The 20,440-nt window shown below is 65.8% G+C and carries 12 protein-coding genes; 5 read left to right on the forward strand and 7 right to left on the reverse strand.

The window, feature by feature from the left end; all coding sequences use genetic code 11:
* Positions 1–149: 149 nt before the first annotated feature.
* The 3 genes from A4249_RS08035 to A4249_RS08045 all read left to right on the forward strand — a co-directional run bounded on the left by A4249_RS08035 (position 150) and on the right by A4249_RS08045 (position 4,205).
* The gene (locus tag A4249_RS08035) at positions 150–2,687 is read left to right on the forward strand and encodes a TSCPD domain-containing protein (protein WP_066551882.1); all 2,538 of its coding nucleotides are present in this window, start codon (positions 150–152) and stop codon (positions 2,685–2,687) included.
* A gap of 57 nt (positions 2,688–2,744) precedes the next feature.
* A complete protein-coding gene (locus tag A4249_RS08040) occupies positions 2,745–3,236 on the forward strand; it encodes a pentapeptide repeat-containing protein (protein ID WP_066551883.1) in 492 nt (163 codons plus the stop codon).
* A gap of 81 nt (positions 3,237–3,317) precedes the next feature.
* Positions 3,318–4,205 (forward strand): pentapeptide repeat-containing protein, encoded by an 888-nt coding sequence (locus A4249_RS08045; protein ID WP_066551884.1) that lies wholly within the window; start codon positions 3,318–3,320, stop codon positions 4,203–4,205.
* A gap of 250 nt (positions 4,206–4,455) precedes the next feature.
* Here the strand turns inward: A4249_RS08045 and tuf are convergent, their stop codons facing one another.
* The 4 genes from tuf to rpsL all read right to left on the reverse strand — a co-directional run bounded on the left by tuf (position 4,456) and on the right by rpsL (position 8,909).
* On the reverse strand, positions 4,456–5,646 hold the full coding sequence (gene tuf, locus A4249_RS08050) for an elongation factor Tu (protein ID WP_055753383.1): 1,191 nt from the start codon (positions 5,644–5,646) through the stop codon (positions 4,456–4,458).
* Positions 5,647–5,755: 109 nt separating this feature from the next.
* Entirely contained in the window at positions 5,756–7,834 is a 2,079-nt protein-coding gene (gene fusA / locus A4249_RS08055; RefSeq protein WP_066551885.1) for an elongation factor G, read from the reverse strand.
* 145 nt (positions 7,835–7,979) lie between these two features.
* Entirely contained in the window at positions 7,980–8,453 is a 474-nt protein-coding gene (gene rpsG, locus A4249_RS08060) for a 30S ribosomal protein S7 (protein ID WP_055754905.1), read from the reverse strand.
* A gap of 81 nt (positions 8,454–8,534) precedes the next feature.
* The gene (rpsL, locus tag A4249_RS08065; protein ID WP_008260482.1) at positions 8,535–8,909 is read right to left on the reverse strand and encodes a 30S ribosomal protein S12; all 375 of its coding nucleotides are present in this window, start codon (positions 8,907–8,909) and stop codon (positions 8,535–8,537) included.
* A 394-nt stretch (positions 8,910–9,303) separates the two neighbouring features.
* Here rpsL and A4249_RS16610 point away from each other — a divergent pair, with 394 nt between their 5' ends.
* Positions 9,304–9,900, forward strand: a complete 597-nt coding sequence (locus tag A4249_RS16610; RefSeq protein WP_156494674.1) for a hypothetical protein — start codon at positions 9,304–9,306, stop codon at positions 9,898–9,900.
* Between the two features lie 727 nt (positions 9,901–10,627).
* Positions 10,628–11,467, forward strand: a complete 840-nt coding sequence (locus A4249_RS08075) for a hypothetical protein (RefSeq protein WP_156494675.1) — start codon at positions 10,628–10,630, stop codon at positions 11,465–11,467.
* 3 nt (positions 11,468–11,470) lie between these two features.
* Here A4249_RS08075 and A4249_RS17040 read toward each other — a convergent pair whose 3' ends face one another.
* From A4249_RS17040 to rpoB, 3 genes are all read right to left on the reverse strand, one after another.
* Positions 11,471–11,602 carry a hypothetical protein gene (locus tag A4249_RS17040; RefSeq protein WP_255353850.1) on the reverse strand — a complete coding sequence of 44 codons (132 nt, stop codon included), beginning with the start codon at positions 11,600–11,602 and terminating at the stop codon, positions 11,471–11,473.
* A 122-nt stretch (positions 11,603–11,724) separates the two neighbouring features.
* Entirely contained in the window at positions 11,725–15,921 is a 4,197-nt protein-coding gene (gene rpoC, locus A4249_RS08080; protein WP_055754901.1) for a DNA-directed RNA polymerase subunit beta', read from the reverse strand.
* A gap of 103 nt (positions 15,922–16,024) precedes the next feature.
* A complete protein-coding gene (rpoB, locus tag A4249_RS08085) occupies positions 16,025–20,140 on the reverse strand; it encodes a DNA-directed RNA polymerase subunit beta (RefSeq protein ID WP_066551888.1) in 4,116 nt (1,371 codons plus the stop codon).
* Positions 20,141–20,440: the final 300 nt, after the last annotated feature.

The raw sequence follows: 20,440 nt of genomic DNA on the forward strand, positions 1-20,440 counted from the left end.
CATAGAAACCCGCGCCCTCTTCGTCCAGCGTTCAAGCGCCTGGCGGTGAATCGATATCTTGTGGGCAAACCTGCCCAGCGACACCAGATGTATTGGCTAAGCCGCGTGCGCATCCTAGGCTCGCTCGAACCTTTCGGAGAGACGCCGCCATGCGCTTTCAATCCGGCTTCGCCGCTCGCGCCGAACGAGTCGCGATGGAGACCCGCGCCATCGAGCGCCCCGCTGGCGTGCAGCAGGTCCTGGCCCCCGCCGGCTGGTCCGACGTCCGGATCGAGGCGTGGCTGGATTGGGTCGAGGCGGAAGGGTTCGCAACGCCCCGTTCCGGCGACTGGCTGAACGTCGACGCCTGGGCCGAGCGGCTGGCGGCGACGGGCGTGACCGAGGGCGTGTTCGACCGGGCCGAGGCCGCCGCGTTCGTCGAGGAGCTGTCGGGCGCCTTCAGGCTGGGACTGGCGGCGCCGGCGGCGTCTGGTCCGGCGGCCACGGGAGTCGTCGATCTGAACGACCCCGGCGCGGCGGCGCGATTGAAGGGGCACGCCGGACGGCGCGCGGCCGCGCGTCTGGGCGCCCAGGCGGCCGACGCCTTGGCCGAGGCGCTGGCGGGCGTGGCCGATGCGGTCGATCGCTGCGAAGGCCCGCGCGGCGACTGCGGCGACCCTTCGCGCAATCCGGCCCTGGGCCGGGCGGCGGCCCTGGCGCGGCGGTGCGGCGCCAGCGACGCCGATATCCTGAGAGCCATCGACGGTGAACGACCCGCAATGGCCTTGGAGCCGATAGTCGAAGGCGCGCCTCTGGTCGCCCTGGCGGACCGGACCCAGATCGCGGCGGGCGCGCCCGAGACCCTGTTGGCGGCCGAGGCGGCGCTGGACGGCGGTCTGATCGTCGCCTTCGACCCGCGCGACGCGGAGGCCGCGACGGCGCAGACCGCGCGGGCTTTGATCGACCTAGGCGCCGTCTTGGGGCTCGACGGAGACATGGCGACCAATCTGGCGGATCTGACACGCCTGCTGACCGTGGCGCTAGACCTTCAGTACGCGCGGCCCGGTCCCATCGCGCTGGGACTGGACGGCCTGCTGGACGCGCTGGCGGCCAGCGACGACCGCACGTCTCAGGCGCGGACGTTCGCGGAACTGGTCGAGGCGACGGCGGCGATGAGCTCGGCCGAACTGGCGAGCCTGCGCGGCCCCTGCCCCGATTGGGAAGACCCGGAGAAGCCGCGTCGCCATTCGGCCATCGGCCTCTTCGTCGACGATGCGGAGGCGCGGCTGCGGCTGGGCCTGGGTCGCGTCGCGGCGATCAATGTGTTCCAGACGGCCGACGGCGAGATCGGTCGCCGGCTGCACCCCGCGCTTGCCGTGGCCATCTCTGCCGCCGGCGGCGATGTCCAGGCGGCGGAACGGTGGACGTTCGGTCGTCGCACCCTGGTCGAGGCGCCAGGCATCGATCACACAGCCTTGCGCGCCCTGGGCTTCACCGACATCGAACTGGCCGCCATCGAGACCGCCCTGGGCTGGGCCGAGGATTTCGACACGGTCTTCGCCGCCCCCGTCCTGGACCCCGGCTTCATCCGCGACGTCTTGGGCGTCGATGACGGCGATGGTCTGCTGCTGACCCTGCTGGGCGTGTCCGAAGAGGCGGAGACGGCGGCGACGCGCTGGGTCTTCGGTCATGGCGATCTGAGCGACTGGCCCGAGGCGCCGGCGTCCGTCGCCGCTCTGCTGGCCGATCCGGCGGCGGCGGCGGCGGACCTGCGGCGCGCCGTCGAACCGTTCAGCGACATGCCGGACCTCGCGATCGAACCGATGGACTGGCGCACGACCTCCACCCAGGCTGCGCGCCTGTTGAGCCAAGGCGCGCTGGACGGCCGACGCGCCCTTCGCCTGGCGCGCGCCGCGCCGCCAGCAGGCCCGCTGCTGTCCCTGCCGTCGCTCGATGCCGCCCGCCCCGAGCTTGGCCGCTCAGAGCCTGTCCGCGAAGCGCCTCGCCCGGCTCCGACGGAACGGGTCGTCAAACGCGTCGTCGAGCGCGAACGCGCGCGCCGCAAGCTGCCCGACCGGCGCAAGGGCTATATCCAGAAGGCCGCCGTCGGGGGCCATAAGGTTTATATCCACACCGGCGAGTACGAAGACGGCGAGCTGGGGGAGATCTTCATCGACATGCACAAGGAAGGCGCCGCCTTCCGCAGCCTGATGAATAACTTCGCCATCGCCATCTCGATCGGCCTGCAATACGGCGTGCCGCTGGACGAGTTCGTGGACGCCTTCGTCTTTACCCGGTTCGAGCCGGCCGGGCGCGTCACCGGCAACGACTCCATCAAGTCGGCGACCTCGATCCTGGACTACATCTTCCGCGAACTGGGCGTCTCCTACCTGGACCGGCACGAACTCGCCAACGCCGAGACGGAAGCGCAGAACCCCGACGATCTGGGCGACGGAAAGCCCGACGCCCATACAGCCGTGCCCGCCGCCCGTTTCATCTCCAAGGGATTCGCGCGCGGTTCCGCGCCCGACAATCTGGTCGTCCTGCCCTTCGGCAAGAAGGGCGAGCCGGAAGCCCGCGCCGCCACCAACAGCGAGGCCGTCGCCTGCCCCGCCTGCGGCGATTTCAGCCTGCAGCAACGCGGCGCGGCCTGGGTGTGCGACACCTGCGGGGCGGCCCCTGCGCTGAAAGGCGGCGATCAGGGCTAGGTTAAGGGTTATGGCCTAGGGTTTGCTGACAGACGATCAAACGTCGGAGCCCGGTCCATGAAACGCACACTTTCCCTCGGCCTGATCGCCGCCCTGCTGGCCGTCGCCGCGCCTGCGCTGGCCCAGAACGCGGGTCAGATCGCCAGCGTGCGGCGCGGCGCCTCCTGCGCCGGTTGCAATCTTTTTCAGGGCGACTTTTCGGGGCTGGAGGCGCGGGGCTTGAACTTGGCAGGCGCCCGCCTGCGTCAGGCGGACCTGAGCCTCAGCGTGATGAACCGCACGCGGTTCTCCAACACCGACATGCGCGACGTCGAGGCCTATGGCGGCGTCTTCTCCGGCTCCAACTTCTCGCGCGCCAACCTGACCAACGCCAGCTTCGTCGGCGCCTACCTGGAGGGCGCAAGCTTCGCCGGCGCGACCCTGTCGGGGACCAATCTGTCGGGCGCTCAGCTGGCGCGAGCCACCGGCCTGACCCAGGCCCAACTGAACCGGGCCTGCGGCGACGGCTCCACCGTCCTGCCTCGGGGCTTGCGCATTCCGGCCTGCTGAGCGGCGCCGACCTTGCCTCGATTTCATGAAGTTACCTCGATTTAAGTAGGTGCGGCGGGGGTTTCGAGGCATTCAGAGTGCGTGAAACAGATCGCTGAACATATCCGGGTCCGCCCCACATTGGCCCTGCTGACGCTGGGACTGGCGCTCGCCGCCTCCCCAGCCTTCGCCGGGGTCGAGATGTCGATGCAGGACCGCGACGTGGCCCGTTCGGTGTCGCTGGGCGGATCGTGCAATCGCTGCGAACTGTCCGGCCGCAATCTGTCGGGCGCCACCTTCACCGGCGCCAGCTTCATGAACGCCACCCTTGTCGGCGCCAATCTGCGCGGCGCCGAGATGATGGGCTCCAACTTTACCGGCAGCGATTTCAGTCGCGCCAACATGGGCGGGGTCGAGATCGTCGGCGCCAACTTCACCTCCGCCAACTTCACCGGGGCGCAAATCAACGGCGCCGAGGCGCAAGGATCGTCCTTCGTTCGCGCCAACCTGACCCGCGCCAATCTTTCGGGCAGCGAGATGCACGGCGTCAACTTCACCGGCGCCACCCTGGCCGGAACCAACTTCTCCAACTCGGAGCTGTTCGCGGCCACCCTGGCCAATGTCCGGGCGTCCGGCGCCAACTTCGCCAGCGCTGAGGTCACGGCCTCGAACCTTTCGGGCGGCGATTTCTCCAACGCGGACTTTTCGAACGCCAGCTTGGATGGGGCGCGATTGACCGGCGGCAGCTTCTCGCGCGCCGACTTCTCCAACGCCTCGCTGCGTCGGACCGATATTCGCGGCGTGGACCTGTCGGGCGCGCGCGGCCTGACGCAGGACCAGATCAGCGAGGCCTGCGGCGACGGCTCGACCCGCCTGCCCGGCCGCCTTTCGCCCCAGGCCTGCCGCAGCAGTTCTATTCGCATCGTCCGCGCAGCGCCCACACCGCCGGTCCCGCCTCGCGTGCGCAACCTGGTCAACGCCGAAAACTAGGCCGTCCGCCCCGGACTCGTCCTTCGGGAATGCCCCGCATTTCAGGTCGGACCGCGCTAGGGAGCCCAGAGGCCCTAGCCGGCGGCGCAACCCTATCAAACTGGGATCTCCTACGAGCGCCTCTGGCGATCTGCGGATAGCCCTCACAGCAAAACGGCCCCTGGATTGCTCCGGGGGCCGCTCTGTTACGCTACTGTGTCTTTCGGCCTATGCGCGCCTCGCCGAGGCGCGCGACTTGAGGCCGGTCTTCTTACTCGACGATCTTGGCCACGACGCCGGCGCCGACGGTGCGGCCGCCTTCACGAATGGCGAAGCGCAGGCCCTGGTCCATCGCGATCGGGGTGATCAGCTCGACGTTCAGCTCGGCGTTGTCGCCCGGCATGATCATCTCGACGCCTTCCTTCAGGTGAACGATGCCGGTCACGTCCGTCGTGCGGAAGTAGAACTGCGGGCGATAGTTCGTGAAGAATGGGGTGTGACGACCGCCTTCTTCCTTGGTCAGGATGTAGGCTTCGGCCAGGAACTTGGTGTGCGGGGTGATGGAGCCCGGCTTGCACAGCACTTGGCCGCGCTCGACGTCTTCACGCTTGGTGCCGCGCAGCAGCACGCCGACGTTGTCGCCCGCTTGACCTTGGTCCAGCAGCTTGCGGAACATTTCCACGCCCGTGCAGGTCGTCTTCTGGACCGGACGGATGCCGACGATCTCGACTTCCTCACCGACCTTGACGATGCCCTTCTCGACGCGGCCCGTGACCACGGTGCCGCGGCCCGAGATCGAGAACACGTCTTCGACCGGCATCAGGAATGGCAGGTCGACCGGACGCTCCGGCTGCGGGATGTAGGCGTCGACGGTTTCCATCAGGGCCAGAACGCGCTGTTCGCCGATTTCCGGGTTCACGCCGTCGGTCGCGGCCTTGGCCGAACCCTTGGTGATCGGAATGTCGTCGCCGGGGAACTGGTACGAGCTCAGCAGCTCGCGCACTTCCATCTCGACCAGCTCGAGCAGCTCTTCGTCGTCGACCAGGTCGACCTTGTTCATGAAGACCACCAGGGCCGGCACGCCGACCTGACGAGCCAGCAGGATGTGCTCGCGGGTCTGCGGCATCGGGCCGTCAGCGGCCGACACCACCAGGATCGCGCCGTCCATCTGCGCGGCGCCGGTGATCATGTTCTTCACATAGTCGGCGTGGCCGGGGCAGTCGACGTGGGCGTAGTGACGGTTGGCCGTCTCATATTCCACGTGCGCGGTGTTGATCGTGATGCCGCGCGCCTTCTCTTCCGGCGCAGCGTCGATGTCGGCGTAGTTCATCGCCTTCGCGCCGCCGGCCTTCGCCAGCGTCATCGTGATCGCAGCCGTCAACGTCGTCTTGCCGTGGTCAACGTGACCAATCGTGCCGATGTTGCAGTGCGGCTTCGTCCGTTCGAACTTTTCCTTGGCCATTTTCTAGCTCCTAAGGTCCCCGAACCGGGGTTCCTGCAGTTTGGGGGTTAAGGACGCCCGGTCCTTACGGTCCGGGCGCATATAGGCGGGCTTTCCGAAAAGGGAAAGCTTAGGCGTACTTCTTGATCACTTCGTCGGCGACGTGTTGCGGCACCGGCTCGTAGTGGTCGTATTGCATGGTGAACTGGGCGCGGCCCTGCGACATGCCGCGCAGCGTGTTCACATAGCCGAACATGTTGGCCAGCGGCACGAAGGCGTTCACGACGGTGGCGTTGCCGCGCATGTCCTGACCCTGGATCATGCCGCGACGGCCGTTCAGGTCGCCGATAACCGAGCCGAGGTATTCCTCGGGGGTTACGACTTCCACCGCCATGATCGGCTCGAGCAGCTTGGGCGAACCCTTCTCCTTCAGTTCGCGGAAGGCGGCGCGCGCAGCGATTTCGAACGCCAGCACGCTGGAGTCGACGTCGTGGAACTTGCCGTCCGTCAGCGTCGCCTTGAAGTCGATCAGCGGGAAGCCGGCCAGCAGACCGTTGTCCTTGGCTGAGTTCAGGCCCTTTTCGACGCCGGGGATGTATTCCTTCGGCACCGCGCCGCCGACGATCGAGTTCTCGAACACGAAGCCCGAGCCCGGCTCGCCGGGTTCGAAGGTGATCATGACGCGGGCGAACTGGCCCGTACCGCCGGTCTGCTTCTTATGCGTGTAGTCGATGTCGACCTTGCGGCCCAGCGATTCACGATAGGCGACCTGCGGCGCGCCGATGTTGGCCTCGACCTTGTAGGTGCGCTTCAGGATGTCGATCTTGATGTCCAGGTGCAGCTCGCCCATGCCCTTCAGGATCGTCTGGCCCGACTCGTGGTCGGTCGAGACGGTGAAGGAGGGATCTTCCGAGGCCAGCTTGGCCAGGGCGACGCCCAGCTTCTCCTGGTCGCCCTTGGTCTTGGGCTCGACCGAGATCTCGATGACCGGCGCCGGGAACTCCATCTTCTCCAGGATGACGGGCGACTTGATCGGGTCACACAGGGTGTCGCCCGTGCGGGTTTCCTTCAGGCCGGCCAGGGCGACGATGTCGCCGGCGTAGGCTTCCTTGACGTCTTCACGGTTGTTGGAGTGCATCTGCAGCATCCGGCCGACGCGCTCTTTCTTGTCGCGGCTGGAGTTCAGCAGCGACTGACCGGTTTCCATCTTGCCCGAGTACAGGCGGCAGAAGGTCAGCGAGCCGACGAAGGGGTCGTCCATGATCTTGAAGGCCAGGACCGACAGGGGCTCTTCGTCCGAAGCCTTACGCACGACGGGCTCTTCGGTCTTGAAGTCGATGCCCGGCGTCGGCGGGATGTCCAGGGGCGACGGCAGATAATCGACGACGGCGTCCAGCAGCGTCTGCACGCCCTTGTTCTTGAAGGCCGAGCCGCACAGGATCGGATAGAAGGCGCCGGTCAGAACGGCCTTACGGATGCACTTCTTGATGGTGGCTTCGTCGGGCTCGTTGCCCTCGAGGTAGGCTTCCATCGCCTCGTCGTCCAGCTCGACGGCGTTGTCGATCAGGTACTGACGCGCAGCGATCGCCTTGTCCATCAGGTCGTCGGGGATCGGCACGTCCTTGTAGGAAGCGCCCAGGCCGTCGTTATCCCAGACCACGCCGGTCATACGGACCAGGTCGACCAGACCCGACAGCGAAGATTCAGCGCCGATCGGGAACTGGATCGGCACGGCCTTGGCGCCCAGACGGTCGCGGATCGACTCGACCGAGGCGTCGAAGTCGGCGCCGATCTTGTCCATCTTGTTGACGTAGACGATGCGCGGCACCTTGTACTTGTCGGCCTGGCGCCAGACGGTTTCCGTCTGCGGCTCGACGCCGGCGTTGCCGTCCAGCACGGTCACGGCGCCGTCGAGGACGCGCAAGGAACGCTCAACTTCAATGGTGAAGTCCACGTGGCCGGGGGTGTCGATGATGTTCAGGCGCTTGCCCTGCCAGAAGGCGGTCGTCGCGGCGGACGTGATGGTGATGCCGCGCTCCTGCTCCTGGTCCATCCAGTCCATGGTCGCAGCGCCGTCGTGGACTTCGCCGATCTTGTGGGATTTACCGGTGTAATACAGGATCCGCTCGGTCGTCGTCGTCTTGCCCGCGTCGATGTGGGCCATGATGCCGAAGTTGCGGTAGTCCTCGAGCTTGTGAGTGCGGGCCATGAAAGCGTGCCTTGAAAATTTCAGGACGCTCAGGTGCGCCCTCGGAAGGATGTCGGTGTTCGGATAAGCGAGCGCGGGCGATTTAACTTAAACCGCCCGCGCCGGAAACCCTTAGATAGTCAGCGCAGATGACGCTTTGAAGGCGTTACCAGCGATAGTGGCTGAAGGCGCGGTTGGCTTCGGCCATCTTGTGTGTGTCTTCGCGCTTCTTGACCGCGGTGCCGCGGTTGTTCGAGGCGTCCAGCAGTTCGGCGGCCAGCTTTTCGGTCATGGTGTTCTCGCCACGCTTGCGCGCAGCGTTGACCAGCCAGCGGATGGCCAGGGCGCGGCGACGGTCCGGGCGGACTTCGACGGGCACCTGATAGGTGGCGCCGCCGACGCGACGCGAGCGCACTTCGACCGACGGGGAGACGTTGTCCAGGGCGGCGTGGAAGGTCGCGACCGGCTCCTGGTCCTTCTTCTTCTCGGCCAGGATGTCGAAGGCGCCGTACACGATGTTCTCGGCGACGGCCTTCTTACCTTCGTACATGACGTAGTTCATGAACTTGGTGACGATCAGGTCCCCGAACTTGGGATCCGGCAGAACTTCACGTTTCTGGGCGCGGTGACGACGCGACATGGGGTATTCCTTGCAGTGCCCGACCAGCGCCGGGAAGATCTCGAAAAGGCCTCCGGGCGCGACGGCCCGGAGAAGAATGGCTTACTTCGGACGCTTGGCGCCGTAGTGCGAACGACGCTGCTTACGGTCCTTGACGCCTTGGGTATCCAGAACGCCGCGCAGGATGTGGTAACGAACGCCGGGCAAGTCCTTCACGCGGCCGCCGCGGATCAGAACAACCGAGTGTTCTTGCAGGTTGTGGCCTTCGCCGGGGATGTAGCAAACGGCTTCATAGCCGTTCTTGGCCAAACGGACCTTGGCGACCTTACGCAGAGCCGAGTTCGGCTTCTTCGGGGTCGTGGTGTAAACGCGGGTGCAGACGCCGCGACGCTGGGGCGAACCCTCCAGAGCCGGCACCTTGTTGCGGGTGGGCTTGGGCTTGCGCGGCTTGCGGATCAGCTGGTTGATCGTAGGCATTCGAAACTCGTCTCGACTTCTGATGGAGGCGTGTGTCTTTCGACCGAAGCGCCTCTCGCCTTCTTGTGAACGGGGGACCATCCCCTCGCCCGGGTGTCATCGAGACTGAGCGCGCGACCACCCAAACAGAAAAACCGGAACGCGCGCTTTGGGCGTTCCGGCGGGCACAGCCCGTCCGTTCGATTGTCACGATCTCAGCGACCGGCGAACCGGCCACGCCTCGAGAGTGGGCGGCTTCTACGCCCGATGGGCGCGAAGGTCAAGGCGGAGACGTTAACGCTCCAGAATGCAGCCGCTTTAATGAAGTCTGGCGGTCTTCAATAGAGCGACCTTTCGCCTGAAACCCGCCACGCTTCGCGCTCAGCTTGACGAGACGACCAACCGGGGATGGGTCATGGCGGGGCTGGCCAGAACAGGGGCGATTGCGCTCTCGCTTGCGGTGAACGCAGGCCTGCTGACGCTGCTCGCGTTGGAGGACCGCCGCCCGGCGCCGCGTCGGATTTGGGGACAAGCGCCGCTCTACATCGAGATCGAGCCTGTGATAATTAGGGCCAAGGCCCACAAAGCGTCGGCGGCTGTGCCGCAAGCGGAGGACCAGCGTCGGGCGTCAGTCCCTTCGCGCGACTCCGTGCCTGCGAGACCGGCGCCGACCGTGATGCCGACATCGGATCGTCCGGCCGCGCCCGCCTATGACCCGCGCTGGACGGTCCGACCAAGCCAATCACCCGACGCCGCCTGGCCGACGGGGAACGCGACGCGCAATGGCGAACCGGATTGCCGCCCCGAAATGGCACGGTCCACGCAAGACCGGCACGTTTGCCGTGCGCTGGCGAGCGCAGCCGCTGATTCATCACCGCCGATGTTGCGCTCCGGCGATGAGGAAAGGACGGCGGGCTTTGCAAAAGAAGCCGCCGTCAAGAAACGTTGGCGCGACTACCGCGAGGGCGACGGCGCCTACCCCGGGCTGCGGTCCCTGTTCGGCATGAACTGAGGATGGCTGCGCTTGACATCGGACCTGGGGCGATGACGCCGACAAAGGCGCCCCGCCGTCTTGGCTGGCGCAAGGCGGCCTTTGAGGCCGCAGCCGTCGGGCTGAATGCGGGCGCCGTCGTGCTTCTATCCATGACGGATCCGGGGCTGCACGCGCGGTCGCTGCGGCCTGCGCCGATGATCGTCTATCTTGAGGAGGCCTGGCCGGCCCTGGTCCACGCGCCGAGGACTCCGTCTGTCACGTCCTCTGAGGACGCCATAGCCGCGCCCCGACGCGCGCAGGCATCGCAAGGGGATGCGCCCAACAGAGGCGATCTGACGACGTCGGCGCGCCCCCTCGCGTCCATGAACCAGGCGAAAGAGGAAGTCGGGATCGACCCCCGCTGGCGGGTCGACGGCGCCTTTGCGGGGCCGAGACTATCTTCCCCTTCATGCAACGCCCCGCACCGCCTAGCGCCCGACGACCGCCGCCGCTGCGAAGAGCGCTGGAGCGGTCATGCGGCGGTCCGTCCCATTCGAGGCACGGGGGATACAGAACGCGACGCGGCCTTCGCTCAGCAAGGCGCACGTCGCTTGGCGGCCTGGGAGGCTCAACGCGCCGCACCGCCGCGCGGAGATCCGCCGTGCGTAACGCCACATCCGATGGCAGGATGCGAGGGCGTGAACATTCAGGTCGAACTCTTCTCCTCGCGAGATGGCTTCCTGCCCAATCTCAGAAAGCGTCGCGAATGACCGCAGCCTCCGCGCCCTCCCCTGGCCCATGGCCGCGACGAACTCGTCCGGACTGGCGCAAGGTCGCCTTGGCCACAGCCTCGGTCGCCATCAACGCAGGGCTGATCGCCACCCTGTCTCTCACCGCGCTGGGGATCGACGCTCCGCCGAGCGCGCCCGATTCACGCCCCCTCTATATCGACATCAGCCCACGCCCTCTGCTGCCGAACGAGCGGCCCCGCCCTGCGATGCAGACGCCCGAGCCCGTCGCCATGTCCGCATCGCGTGACGCTAGCGGCATCGACGCCGCTCCCACAGACAGGGTCGCGTCCGCACCGGACAGTCGCCCCACCTCGATTCGTCCGCGGATCGCCGCGCCCACGCCCCAAGGTGCGCCCGCGCCGCCGGGTGCCTGGACGGTCAATCCGAACGACCGCGCCGGCGCCATGTCACGCGTCCTGCGTCAGGGCTTGATCGGCTGCACCACGCCGCAACAGCTCAACGCCGCCGAGCGCGCCCATTGCCGCGAGGACGCCATGCGACGCGGGATGAACGCCGCTCCGATCACCGGCACGGGCAACCCCGAGCGCGACGCCGCCTTTGCTCGCGAGGGGGCGCGGCGTCTGGCCGAATGGGAGGCGCGCCGTCGTCCTCTGTCCGGCGGCGTCGGCGTGGTGGGTCCGGCGGACTGCGTCGGCTCGAACTTCGGCGCAGGCTGCGCCGGCGCCCTATTGCCCGACGTTCCCGGCGTTGACATGCGTCAAGGCGCAGAGACGACAATCAATCGAGGCGAACGCCGCCGCCAGGGCTTTTCTGCAAGCGTCGGAGGACTTCAAATCGGAGGTAGGGAAGACTGAGCCTTAGTGATCCTGGCAATAGGCGTCATGCATGGCCGCGCCAAGATTGAGCATCATCGTCTTGGCTTCAACGACAACGAAGAGCGACAAAATCACGGCCGTTAGGCCCCACAACACCTTGTCAGCCTTCGTCATGGCGGCCCTCTACACAGCCTTGGCTCAGTTCACCGCAATCCGAGCACGCGTCAAGTCATAGAAAAAGGGCGACGCCGTCGCCGGCGCCGCCCCCTTCATGTCTTCGCTTTTGAAACGAAAGATCAGCTCTCGCTGCTCTCCAGCTCCAGTTGCAGATCGGCCGGCAGAGGCTCGATCGCCTCTTCCAGAGCCGAGGTCAGTTCTGCATCACGCTCGTTGGCGATCTTCTGCAGGCTGCGCAGGTAGGCGCCGGTGCCGGCCGGGATCAGGCGGCCGACGATGACGTTTTCCTTCAGGCCTTCCAGCATGTCCTTCTTGCCGTGGACCGAGGCGTCGGTGAGGACGCGGGTGGTCTCCTGGAAGGACGCCGCCGAGATGAAGCTGCGGGTTTGCAGCGACGCCTTGGTGATGCCCAGCAGGACGGGCTGGGTGGTGGCCAGACGGCCGCCACGCTTCTCGACCTTGGCGTTCTCCAGAACGGCTTCTGCGACTTCGACGGTGTCGCCGCGGATCAGGGTGGTTTCACCCGAATCCAGCACTTCCACCTTCTGCAGCATCTGACGCACGATGACTTCGATGTGCTTGTCGTTGATCGGCACGCCCTGCAGTCGATAGACCTCCTGCACTTCGTTCACCAGATACTCGGCCAGCGCCTCGACGCCTTGGATGCGCAGCAGATCGTGCGGATCCGGGTTGCCGTCGATGATGTAGTCGCCCTTCTGGATCAGATCGCCGTCGTGGACGGAGATGTGCTTGCCCTTCGGGATCAGGAACTCGACCGGTTCGCCCTGCACGCCGTCGGCGTTGGGCTCGGGCGTGATCTTGATGCGACGCTTGTTCTTGTAGTCGCGGCCGAATTCGACGCGGCCATCCATCTCGGCGATGACCGCGCAGTCCTTCGGACGGCGAGCTTCGAACAGTTCGGCGACGCGCGGCAGACCGCCGGTGATGTCGCGGGTCTTGGCGCCTTCGGTCGGAACGCGAGCGATGATCTCGCCCGGCTTGACCTCGTCGCCGTTCGACACGGACAGAACAGCGCCCACGGGCAGCAGATAGCGGGCGTCCGAACCGGACGACAGCTTGGCGTAGGCGTCGCCCAGGGTGACGCCCATGGCCGGACGCAGGTCCGAACCGCGCGGGCTGGCGCGCCAGTCGCTGACGACGCGCTGGGCGATGCCCGTCGCTTCGTCGGTTTCTTCCTTGACCGACAGGCCTTCGACCAGGTCCTCGAAGCGCACGACGCCGCCGACTTCCGTCAGGATCGGGGTGGTATAGGGGTCCCACTCCGCCAGGCGTTGGTTCTTCTTGACCTCGTCACCGTCCTTGACGCGGATGCGGGCGCCGTAAGGAGCCTTGTGCGTCTCGCGGTCCTTGCCGTCGACGACCACGGTCACGATGACGTTGCGGCTCATGGCCACTAGGTCGCCGTGGGCCGCGACGACGGTCGGGCCGGTGACCTTGGCCGTACCGGCGTTGGTCGCCTCCATGAAGGAGGTTTCCGCCACCTGGGCCGTACCGCCGATGTGGAAGGTCCGCATCGTCAGCTGGGTGCCCGGCTCGCCGATCGACTGGGCGGCGATGACGCCGACCGCTTCGCCGATGTTGACGTTGGTGCCGCGCGCCAGGTCACGGCCGTAGCAGTGGGCGCAGATGCCGGCTTCTGCCTCGCAGGTCAGGGCCGAACGGACCTTGACCGACTGGACGCCCGCGGCCTCGACGGCCTCGGCGACTTCTTCCACCAGATAGGTGTCGGCGGGGAACAGGACGGTATCGGTGCCCGGCTCCTTGATGTCCTCGGCCGCATAGCGACCCAGGATGCGCTGACCCAGCGAGACCAGCACGTCGCCGCCTTCCATCACCGCACGCAGGGTGATGCCGCGCGTCGAGCCGCAATCCTGCTCGGTGACGATGGAGTCCTGCGCCACGTCCACCAGACGGCGGGTCAGGTAACCCGAGTTGGCGGTCTTCAGCGCGGTGTCGGCCAGACCCTTACGGGCGCCGTGGGTGGAGTTGAAGTATTCAAGGACGGTCAGGCCTTCCTTGAAGTTCGAGGTGATCGGCGTCTCGATGATCTCGCCGGACGGCTTGGCCATCAGGCCGCGCATGCCGCCCAGTTGCTTCATCTGGGCCTGCGAACCACGGGCGCCGGAGTTGGCCATCATGAAGACCGAGTTGATGTCGGGGTTTTCACCCTCGATCAGCACGCGCGGTTGCGCGATCTCGCCCATCATGGCGTCGGCGATCCGGTCCGTGGCCTTGGACCAGGCGTCCACCACCTTGTTGTACTTCTCGCCGCGCGTGATCAGGCCGTCGGCGTACTGTTGCTCGTACTCCTCGACCTGGGTGCGCGTTTCGGCGACCAGCTCGACCTTCTTGGCCGGGATCACGATGTCGTCCTTGCCGAACGAAATGCCGGCCTTGGCGGCTTCGCGGAAGCCCAGGCCCATCATCTGGTCGGCGAAGATGACCGTCGCCTTCTGACCGCAGTGGCGATAGACCACGTCGATCAGATTGCCGATTTCCTTCTTGGTCAGGTTCTTCTCGAGCAGGCGATAGCCGACGTTCGGGTTGCGCGGCAGCAGAGCCGCCAGCTTCATGCGACCCGGCGTCGTGTCGATGACCTTGGTCACCTCATTGCCTTCGGCGTCCTGTTCCGTCCAGCGCGCCTTGATGCGCGTGTGCAGGGTGACGACCTTGGCGTCCAGCGCCGCATCGATCTCGCCGATGTTGGCGAACAGCTTGCCTTCACCCGGCTCGCCGTCCTTGACCAGCGACAGATAGTACAGCCCCAAGACGATGTCCTGCGACGGCACGATGATCGGCTTGCCGTTGGCGGGCGACAGGATGTTGTTGGTCGACATCATCAGGACGCGCGCTTCCAGCTGGGCCTCGAGGCTCAGCGGGACGTGAACGGCCATCTGGTCGCCGTCGAAGTCGGCGTTGAAGGCGGTGCAGACCAGCGGGTGCAGGCGGATGGCCTTGCCCTCGATCAGCTTGGGCTCGAACGCCTGGATGCCCAGACGGTGAAGCGTCGGCGCGCGGTTCAGCAGAACCGGGTGCTCGCGGATGACCTCGTCCAGGATGTCCCAGACGGCGGGCTGCTCGCGCTCGACCATGCGCTTGGATTGCTTGACGGTGCCCGACAGGCCCTTGGCGTCCAGGCGCGCATAGATGAACGGCTTGAACAGCTCCAGCGCCATCTTCTTGGGCAGGCCGCACTCGTGCAGCTTCAGTTCCGGACCCACGGTGATGACCGAACGGCCCGAATAGTCGACGCGCTTGCCCAGCAGGTTCTGACGGAAGCGACCCTGCTTACCCTTCAGCATGTCGGCCAGCGACTTCAGCGGACGCTTGTTTGCGCCCGTGATCACGCGACCACGACGGCCGTTGTCGAACAGGGCGTCGACAGACTCCTGCAGCATCCGCTTTTCGTTACGGATGATGATGTCCGGCGCGCGCAGCTCCATCAGGCGCTTCAGGCGGTTGTTGCGGTTGATGACACGGCGATACAGGTCGTTCAGGTCGGAGGTCGCGAAACGACCGCCGTCCAGCGGCACCAGCGGACGCAGTTCCGGCGGGATGACCGGCACGATCGTCAGGATCATCCACTCGGGCTTGTTGCCCGATTCCAGGAAGGCCTCGATCAGCTTCAGGCGCTTGGACGCCTTCTTGGCCTTCATTTCCGACGGATTGTCGGCCAGCTCGGCGCGGTGCTTTTCAGCTTCCGCGTTCAGGTCGATGCCCATCAGCAGGTTGCGGACGGCCTCGGCGCCGATCTCGGCGGTGAAGCCGTCATCGCCGAACTCTTCCTGGTAGCGATAGAACTCGTCTTCCGTCAGCAGTTGGTTCTGCTTCAGCGGGGTCAGGCCCGGCTCGGTGACGATGTAGTTCTCGAAGTACAGGACGCGCTCGACGTCCTTCAGCGCCATGTCCAGCATCAGCGAGATGCGGCTGGGCAGCGACTTCAGGAACCAGATGTGGGCGACCGGCGCAGCCAGGTCGATGTGACCCATGCGCTCGCGGCGAACGCGAGCCAGGGTGACTTCGACGCCGCACTTCTCGCAGATGATGCCCTTGTACTTCATGCGCTTGTACTTGCCGCACAGGCATTCGTAGTCCTTGGTCGGGCCAAAGATACGCGCGCAGAACAGGCCGTCACGCTCGGGCTTGAACGTACGGTAGTTGATGGTTTCCGGCTTCTTGATCTCGCCGAACGACCACGAACGGATCTTCTCGGGCGAGGCCAGGGCGATCTTGATCTGGTCGAAGGTCGGGGTGACCGGGACCGGGTTGAAGATGTTCAGGACTTCCTGGTTCATCTTGATTCCTTCTGCGGGGCTGACCCGCGAAAATTATTCAGAACGGAGAAAAGCGGAGGGATCGCCCTCCCCCGCCGTGGCGAGAGAGGGCTCGTGATCCGGATCAGCTGTTCCCCAGCTCCACGTTCAGACCCAGCGAACGCATTTCCTTGATGAGCACATTGAAGCTCTCGGGAATGCCGGCCTCGAAGCTGTCGTCGCCACGGACGATGGCCTCGTAGACCTTGGTCCGGCCGGCCACGTCGTCGGACTTCACCGTCAGCATCTCCTGCAGGGTGTAGGCGGCGCCGTAGGCTTCCAGAGCCCAGACCTCCATTTCCCCGAAGCGCTGACCGCCGAACTGCGCCTTGCCGCCCAACGGCTGCTGGGTGACCAGCGAGTACGGGCCGATGGAGCGGGCGTGGATCTTGTCGTCGACCAGGTGGTGTAGCTTCAGCATGTAGATGTAGCCGACCGTGACCGGACGCTTGAACTGCTCGCCGGTTTGACCGTCGTACAGGATCGACTGGGCCGACTTGTTCAGCCCCGCCTCTTCCAGCAGACGCTCGATGTCGCCGATGTGCGCACCGTCAAAGACCGGGGTCGCGAAGGGCACGCCCTTGGACAGGTTCTTCGCCAGTTCGATCAGTTCTTCCTCATCCTGCGGCAGAGGGGTTTCCTCGCCGTAGATATGCGTCAGACGATCGATCAGCGCCTGCTTCTGACCACCCGCTTGCCAGGCTTCCAGCAGACCGGAGATCTGCTTGCCCAGACCCGCGGCGGCCCAACCCAGGTGGGTTTCGAAGATCTGGCCGATGTTCATGCGCGAAGGCACGCCCAGCGGGTTCAGAACGACGTCGACGTGCGTGCCGTCTTCCAGGTGCGGCATGTCCTCGATCGGCAGGATCTTGGAGATGACGCCCTTGTTGCCGTGACGGCCGGCCATCTTGTCGCCGGGCTGAAGCTTGCGCTTCACGGCTACGAAGACCTTGACCATCTTCATCACGCCGGGGGGCAGTTCGTCGCCGCGCTGCAGCTTCTCGACCTTGTCTTCGAAACGACGGTCCAGTTGCTTGCGAGCGTCCTCGAACTGGCGCTTCATCGCTTCCAGCTCGCCCATGGCCTTTTCGTCGTCCAGGGCGATCTGCCACCACAGACCACGGCTGACCTCGGCCAGCTTCTCGTCGGTCAGTTCGCCACGGCCGATGCCCTTGGGCCCCGACACGGCGTTTTTGCCCACGATCAGCGGCTTCAGGCGGCCATAGACGTTGCGCTCGAGAATCTTGAGCTCGTCGTCGCGGTCCTTGCCCAGACGTTCGATCTCGGCGCGTTCGATCGCCATGGCGCGCTCGTCCTTGTCGACGCCGTGACGGTTGAAGACGCGAACGTCGACGATCGTGCCGGCGACGCCGGGCGGCAGGCGCAGGGAGGTGTCGCGCACGTCCGAAGCCTTCTCGCCGAAGATGGCGCGCAGCAGCTTCTCTTCCGGCGTCATCGGGCTTTCACCCTTCGGCGTGACCTTGCCGACCAGAATGTCGCCCGGCTGGACCTCGGCGCCGATGGCCACGATGCCCGCTTCGTCGAGGTTGCGCAGGGCTTCCTCGCCGACGTTGGGGATGTCGCGCGTGATTTCCTCAGGGCCAAGCTTCGTGTCGCGGGCGGCGACTTCGAACTCTTCCAGGTGGATCGAGGTGAAGACGTCGTCGCGCACGATGCGCTCGGAGATCAGGATGGAGTCTTCGAAGTTGTAGCCGTTCCAGGGCATGAAGGCGACGAGGGCGTTGCGGCCCAGGGCCAGTTCGCCCAGGTCCGTCGACGGACCGTCGGCGATCACGTCGCCGCCCTTCACCTGATCGCCCACGCGCACGATCGGGCGCTGGTTGATGCAGGTCGACTGGTTCGAACGCTGGAACTTCGACAGGCGGTAGATGTCGACGCCCGAGCGGGCGGCGTCCACGTCGCCGGTGGCGCGCACGACGATCCGGGTGCCGTCGATCTGTTCGACGACGCCGTCACGACGGGCGACCACGACGGCGCCGGAGTCAACGGCCACGACCGCTTCCATGCCCGTGCCGACCAGCGGCGCGTCCGACTGCACCAGAGGCACGGCCTGACGTTGCATGTTGGCGCCCATCAGCGCGCGGTTGGCGTCGTCGTTTTCCAGGAACGGGATCAGGGCGGCGGCGACCGAAACGACCTGTTTCGGCGACACGTCCATCATGTCCACGGCGTCCTTGTTCAGGAGCTGGGATTCACCGTTGATCCGGCCGGGGACCAGGTCCTCGACGATCTGACCGTTCTTCAGTTCGATGTTGGCCTGAGCGATCGTGTATTTCGACTCTTCCATGGCCGAGATGTAGACCACCTCGCCCTGGGCCTGGCCGTCCTTCACGCGACGGTACGGGCTCTCGATGAAGCCGTACTTGTTGACGCGCGCGTGGGTGGCCAGCGAGTTGATCAGGCCGATGTTCGGGCCTTCCGGCGTTTCGATCGGGCAGATGCGGCCGTAGTGGGTCGGGTGCACGTCGCGGACTTCGAAACCCGCGCGCTCACGCGTCAGACCGCCCGGGCCAAGCGCCGACAGACGACGCTTGTGGGTGATTTCCGACAGCGGGTTCGTCTGGTCCATGAACTGCGACAGCTGCGACGAACCGAAGAACTCGCGAACCGCGGCGGCGGCCGGCTTGGCGTTGATCAGGTCGTGCGGCATGACCGTGTCGATATCGACCGAGGACATGCGCTCCTTGATGGCGCGCTCCATCCGCAGCAGACCGACGCGGTACTGGTTTTCCAGCAACTCGCCGACCGACCGGACCCGGCGGTTGCCCAGGTTGTCGATGTCGTCGATCTCGCCGCGGCCATCCTTCAGGCCGACCAGGATCTGCAGCACCTTCAGCACGTCTTCCTTGCGCAGGACGCGGATCTCGTCGGAGACCTCGGGGCTTTCCAGACGCATGTTCATCTTGACCCGGCCGACGGCCGACAGGTCGTAGCGTTCGCTGTCGAAGAACAGCGAGTTGAACATGGCCTCGGCGGCTTCCGGGGTGGGCGGCTCGCCCGGACGCATCACGCGATAGACGTCGAACAGGGCGTCCTCGCGATTGTCGTTCTTGTCCACGCGCAGGGTGTTGCGCATGTAGGCGCCGACCGTGACGTGGTCGATGTCCAGCACTTCGATGGTGGTGAAGCCGTTTTGCTCCAGCACTTCGATGGTCGGGGCGTCCAGTTCGTCGCCGGCCTCGGCGAAGATTTCGCCGGTCTCGAAGTTGACGGCGTCATTGGCCAGATACTTGGTGACCAGGGCGTCGGCGGCCAGCGACAGCGAGGTCGTCGTCTCGCCCAGCTTTTTGGCGGCGCGGGCGCTGATCTTCTGGCCGGCCTGGGCGACCACTTCGCCGGTGTCGGCGTCGATCAGGTCGAACTCCGGCTTAACCCCGCGCCAGCGCTCGGCCTTGTAGGGCGTGACCCAGCCTTCGCCGCGCTTCTCGTAAGGCACGGTCTCGTAGAAGGTCTTCAGGATTTCTTCGCCGTCCATGCCCAGACCCATCAGGAAGGTCGTGGCGGGCAGCTTGCGGCGGCGGTCGATGCGGACATAGACCACGTCCTTGGCGTCGAACTCGAAGTCGAGCCACGAGCCGCGGTACGGGATCACGCGGGCGGCGAACAGCAGCTTGCCCGACGAGTGCGTCTTGCCCTTGTCGTGGTCGAAAAAGACGCCCGGCGAACGGTGCATCTGCGAGACGATCACGCGCTCGGTGCCGTTGACGATGAAGGTGCCCTTATCCGTCATGAGCGGGATGTCGCCCATGTAGACGTCCTGCTCCTTGATATCCTTGACCGAACGGGCTCCCGTTTCCTCGTCGGTTTCGAACACGATCAGGCGCAGCTTGACCTTCAGCGGCGCCGCATAGGTCATGTCGCGCTGAATGCACTCCTCGACGTCGTACTTCGGCTCTTCGAACTCGTACGAGACGTATTCCAGGATGGCGCGTTCGTTGAAGTCCTTGATCGGGAACACCGACTTGAAGACCGCCTCGATGCCCTGCTCCTTGCGGACGCCCGGACGGACCTCGCGCTGCAGGAACTGTTCGTAGGAAGCGCGCTGAACCTCGATCAGGTTCGGCATCGCGATCGCTTCAGGGATACGCCCGAAGGATTTGCGGATGCGCTTCTTGCCGGTGAACGAGGTGGCGGAAGCGATCTGACCGTTGATGGCGAGATCGTGGGCGACGTCAGTCATTCAGTGTTTCCCATGGCGCACGCCCCGGGGAAGGCGTGCGTGAAATGCAGCAGCCACGGCGCGCGTCTCCGCGTCCGCAGCCAGGGTTTCGGCATCCACCCTCGGCCCGCTGCCGGGCCAGGACGCCTGAAATGTACCGGCTCCCTGGGAAGGAGCCGCGCCTTCGCTCGGTCGGAGGGCGACGGACCGGGCCTCGGCGCTTGCGCGCAGACTCATATGGAGTGTTGCGGAGCGCGCACATATACGCGCATTCGCGACGAAATAAAGGCCCCAGGGAACCTTTTCGACAGAGCCGACCAA

The organism is Brevundimonas sp. GW460-12-10-14-LB2, assembly GCF_001636925.1.
In the GTDB taxonomy this organism is placed as follows: Bacteria; Pseudomonadota; Alphaproteobacteria; order Caulobacterales; family Caulobacteraceae; genus Brevundimonas; species Brevundimonas vesicularis.

Excerpts from the sequence above, each read along its gene's own strand:
- A4249_RS08075 (WP_156494675.1), top strand. The coding sequence starts at position 10,628 with ATGACCGCAGCCTCCGCGCCCTCCCCTGGCCCATGGCCGCGACGAACT.
- A4249_RS16610 (WP_156494674.1), top strand. The coding sequence starts at position 9,304 with ATGGCGGGGCTGGCCAGAACAGGGGCGATTGCGCTCTCGCTTGCGGTG.
- A4249_RS08035 (WP_066551882.1), top strand. The coding sequence starts at position 150 with ATGCGCTTTCAATCCGGCTTCGCCGCTCGCGCCGAACGAGTCGCGATG.
- A4249_RS08040 (WP_066551883.1), top strand. The coding sequence starts at position 2,745 with ATGAAACGCACACTTTCCCTCGGCCTGATCGCCGCCCTGCTGGCCGTC.
- A4249_RS17040 (WP_255353850.1), bottom strand. The coding sequence starts at position 11,602 with ATGACGAAGGCTGACAAGGTGTTGTGGGGCCTAACGGCCGTGATTTTG.
- fusA (WP_066551885.1), bottom strand. The coding sequence starts at position 7,834 with ATGGCCCGCACTCACAAGCTCGAGGACTACCGCAACTTCGGCATCATG.
- rpoC (WP_055754901.1), bottom strand. The coding sequence starts at position 15,921 with ATGAACCAGGAAGTCCTGAACATCTTCAACCCGGTCCCGGTCACCCCG.
- rpsG (WP_055754905.1), bottom strand. The coding sequence starts at position 8,453 with ATGTCGCGTCGTCACCGCGCCCAGAAACGTGAAGTTCTGCCGGATCCC.
- tuf (WP_055753383.1), bottom strand. The coding sequence starts at position 5,646 with ATGGCCAAGGAAAAGTTCGAACGGACGAAGCCGCACTGCAACATCGGC.
- rpoB (WP_066551888.1), bottom strand. The coding sequence starts at position 20,140 with ATGACTGACGTCGCCCACGATCTCGCCATCAACGGTCAGATCGCTTCC.
- rpsL (WP_008260482.1), bottom strand. The coding sequence starts at position 8,909 with ATGCCTACGATCAACCAGCTGATCCGCAAGCCGCGCAAGCCCAAGCCC.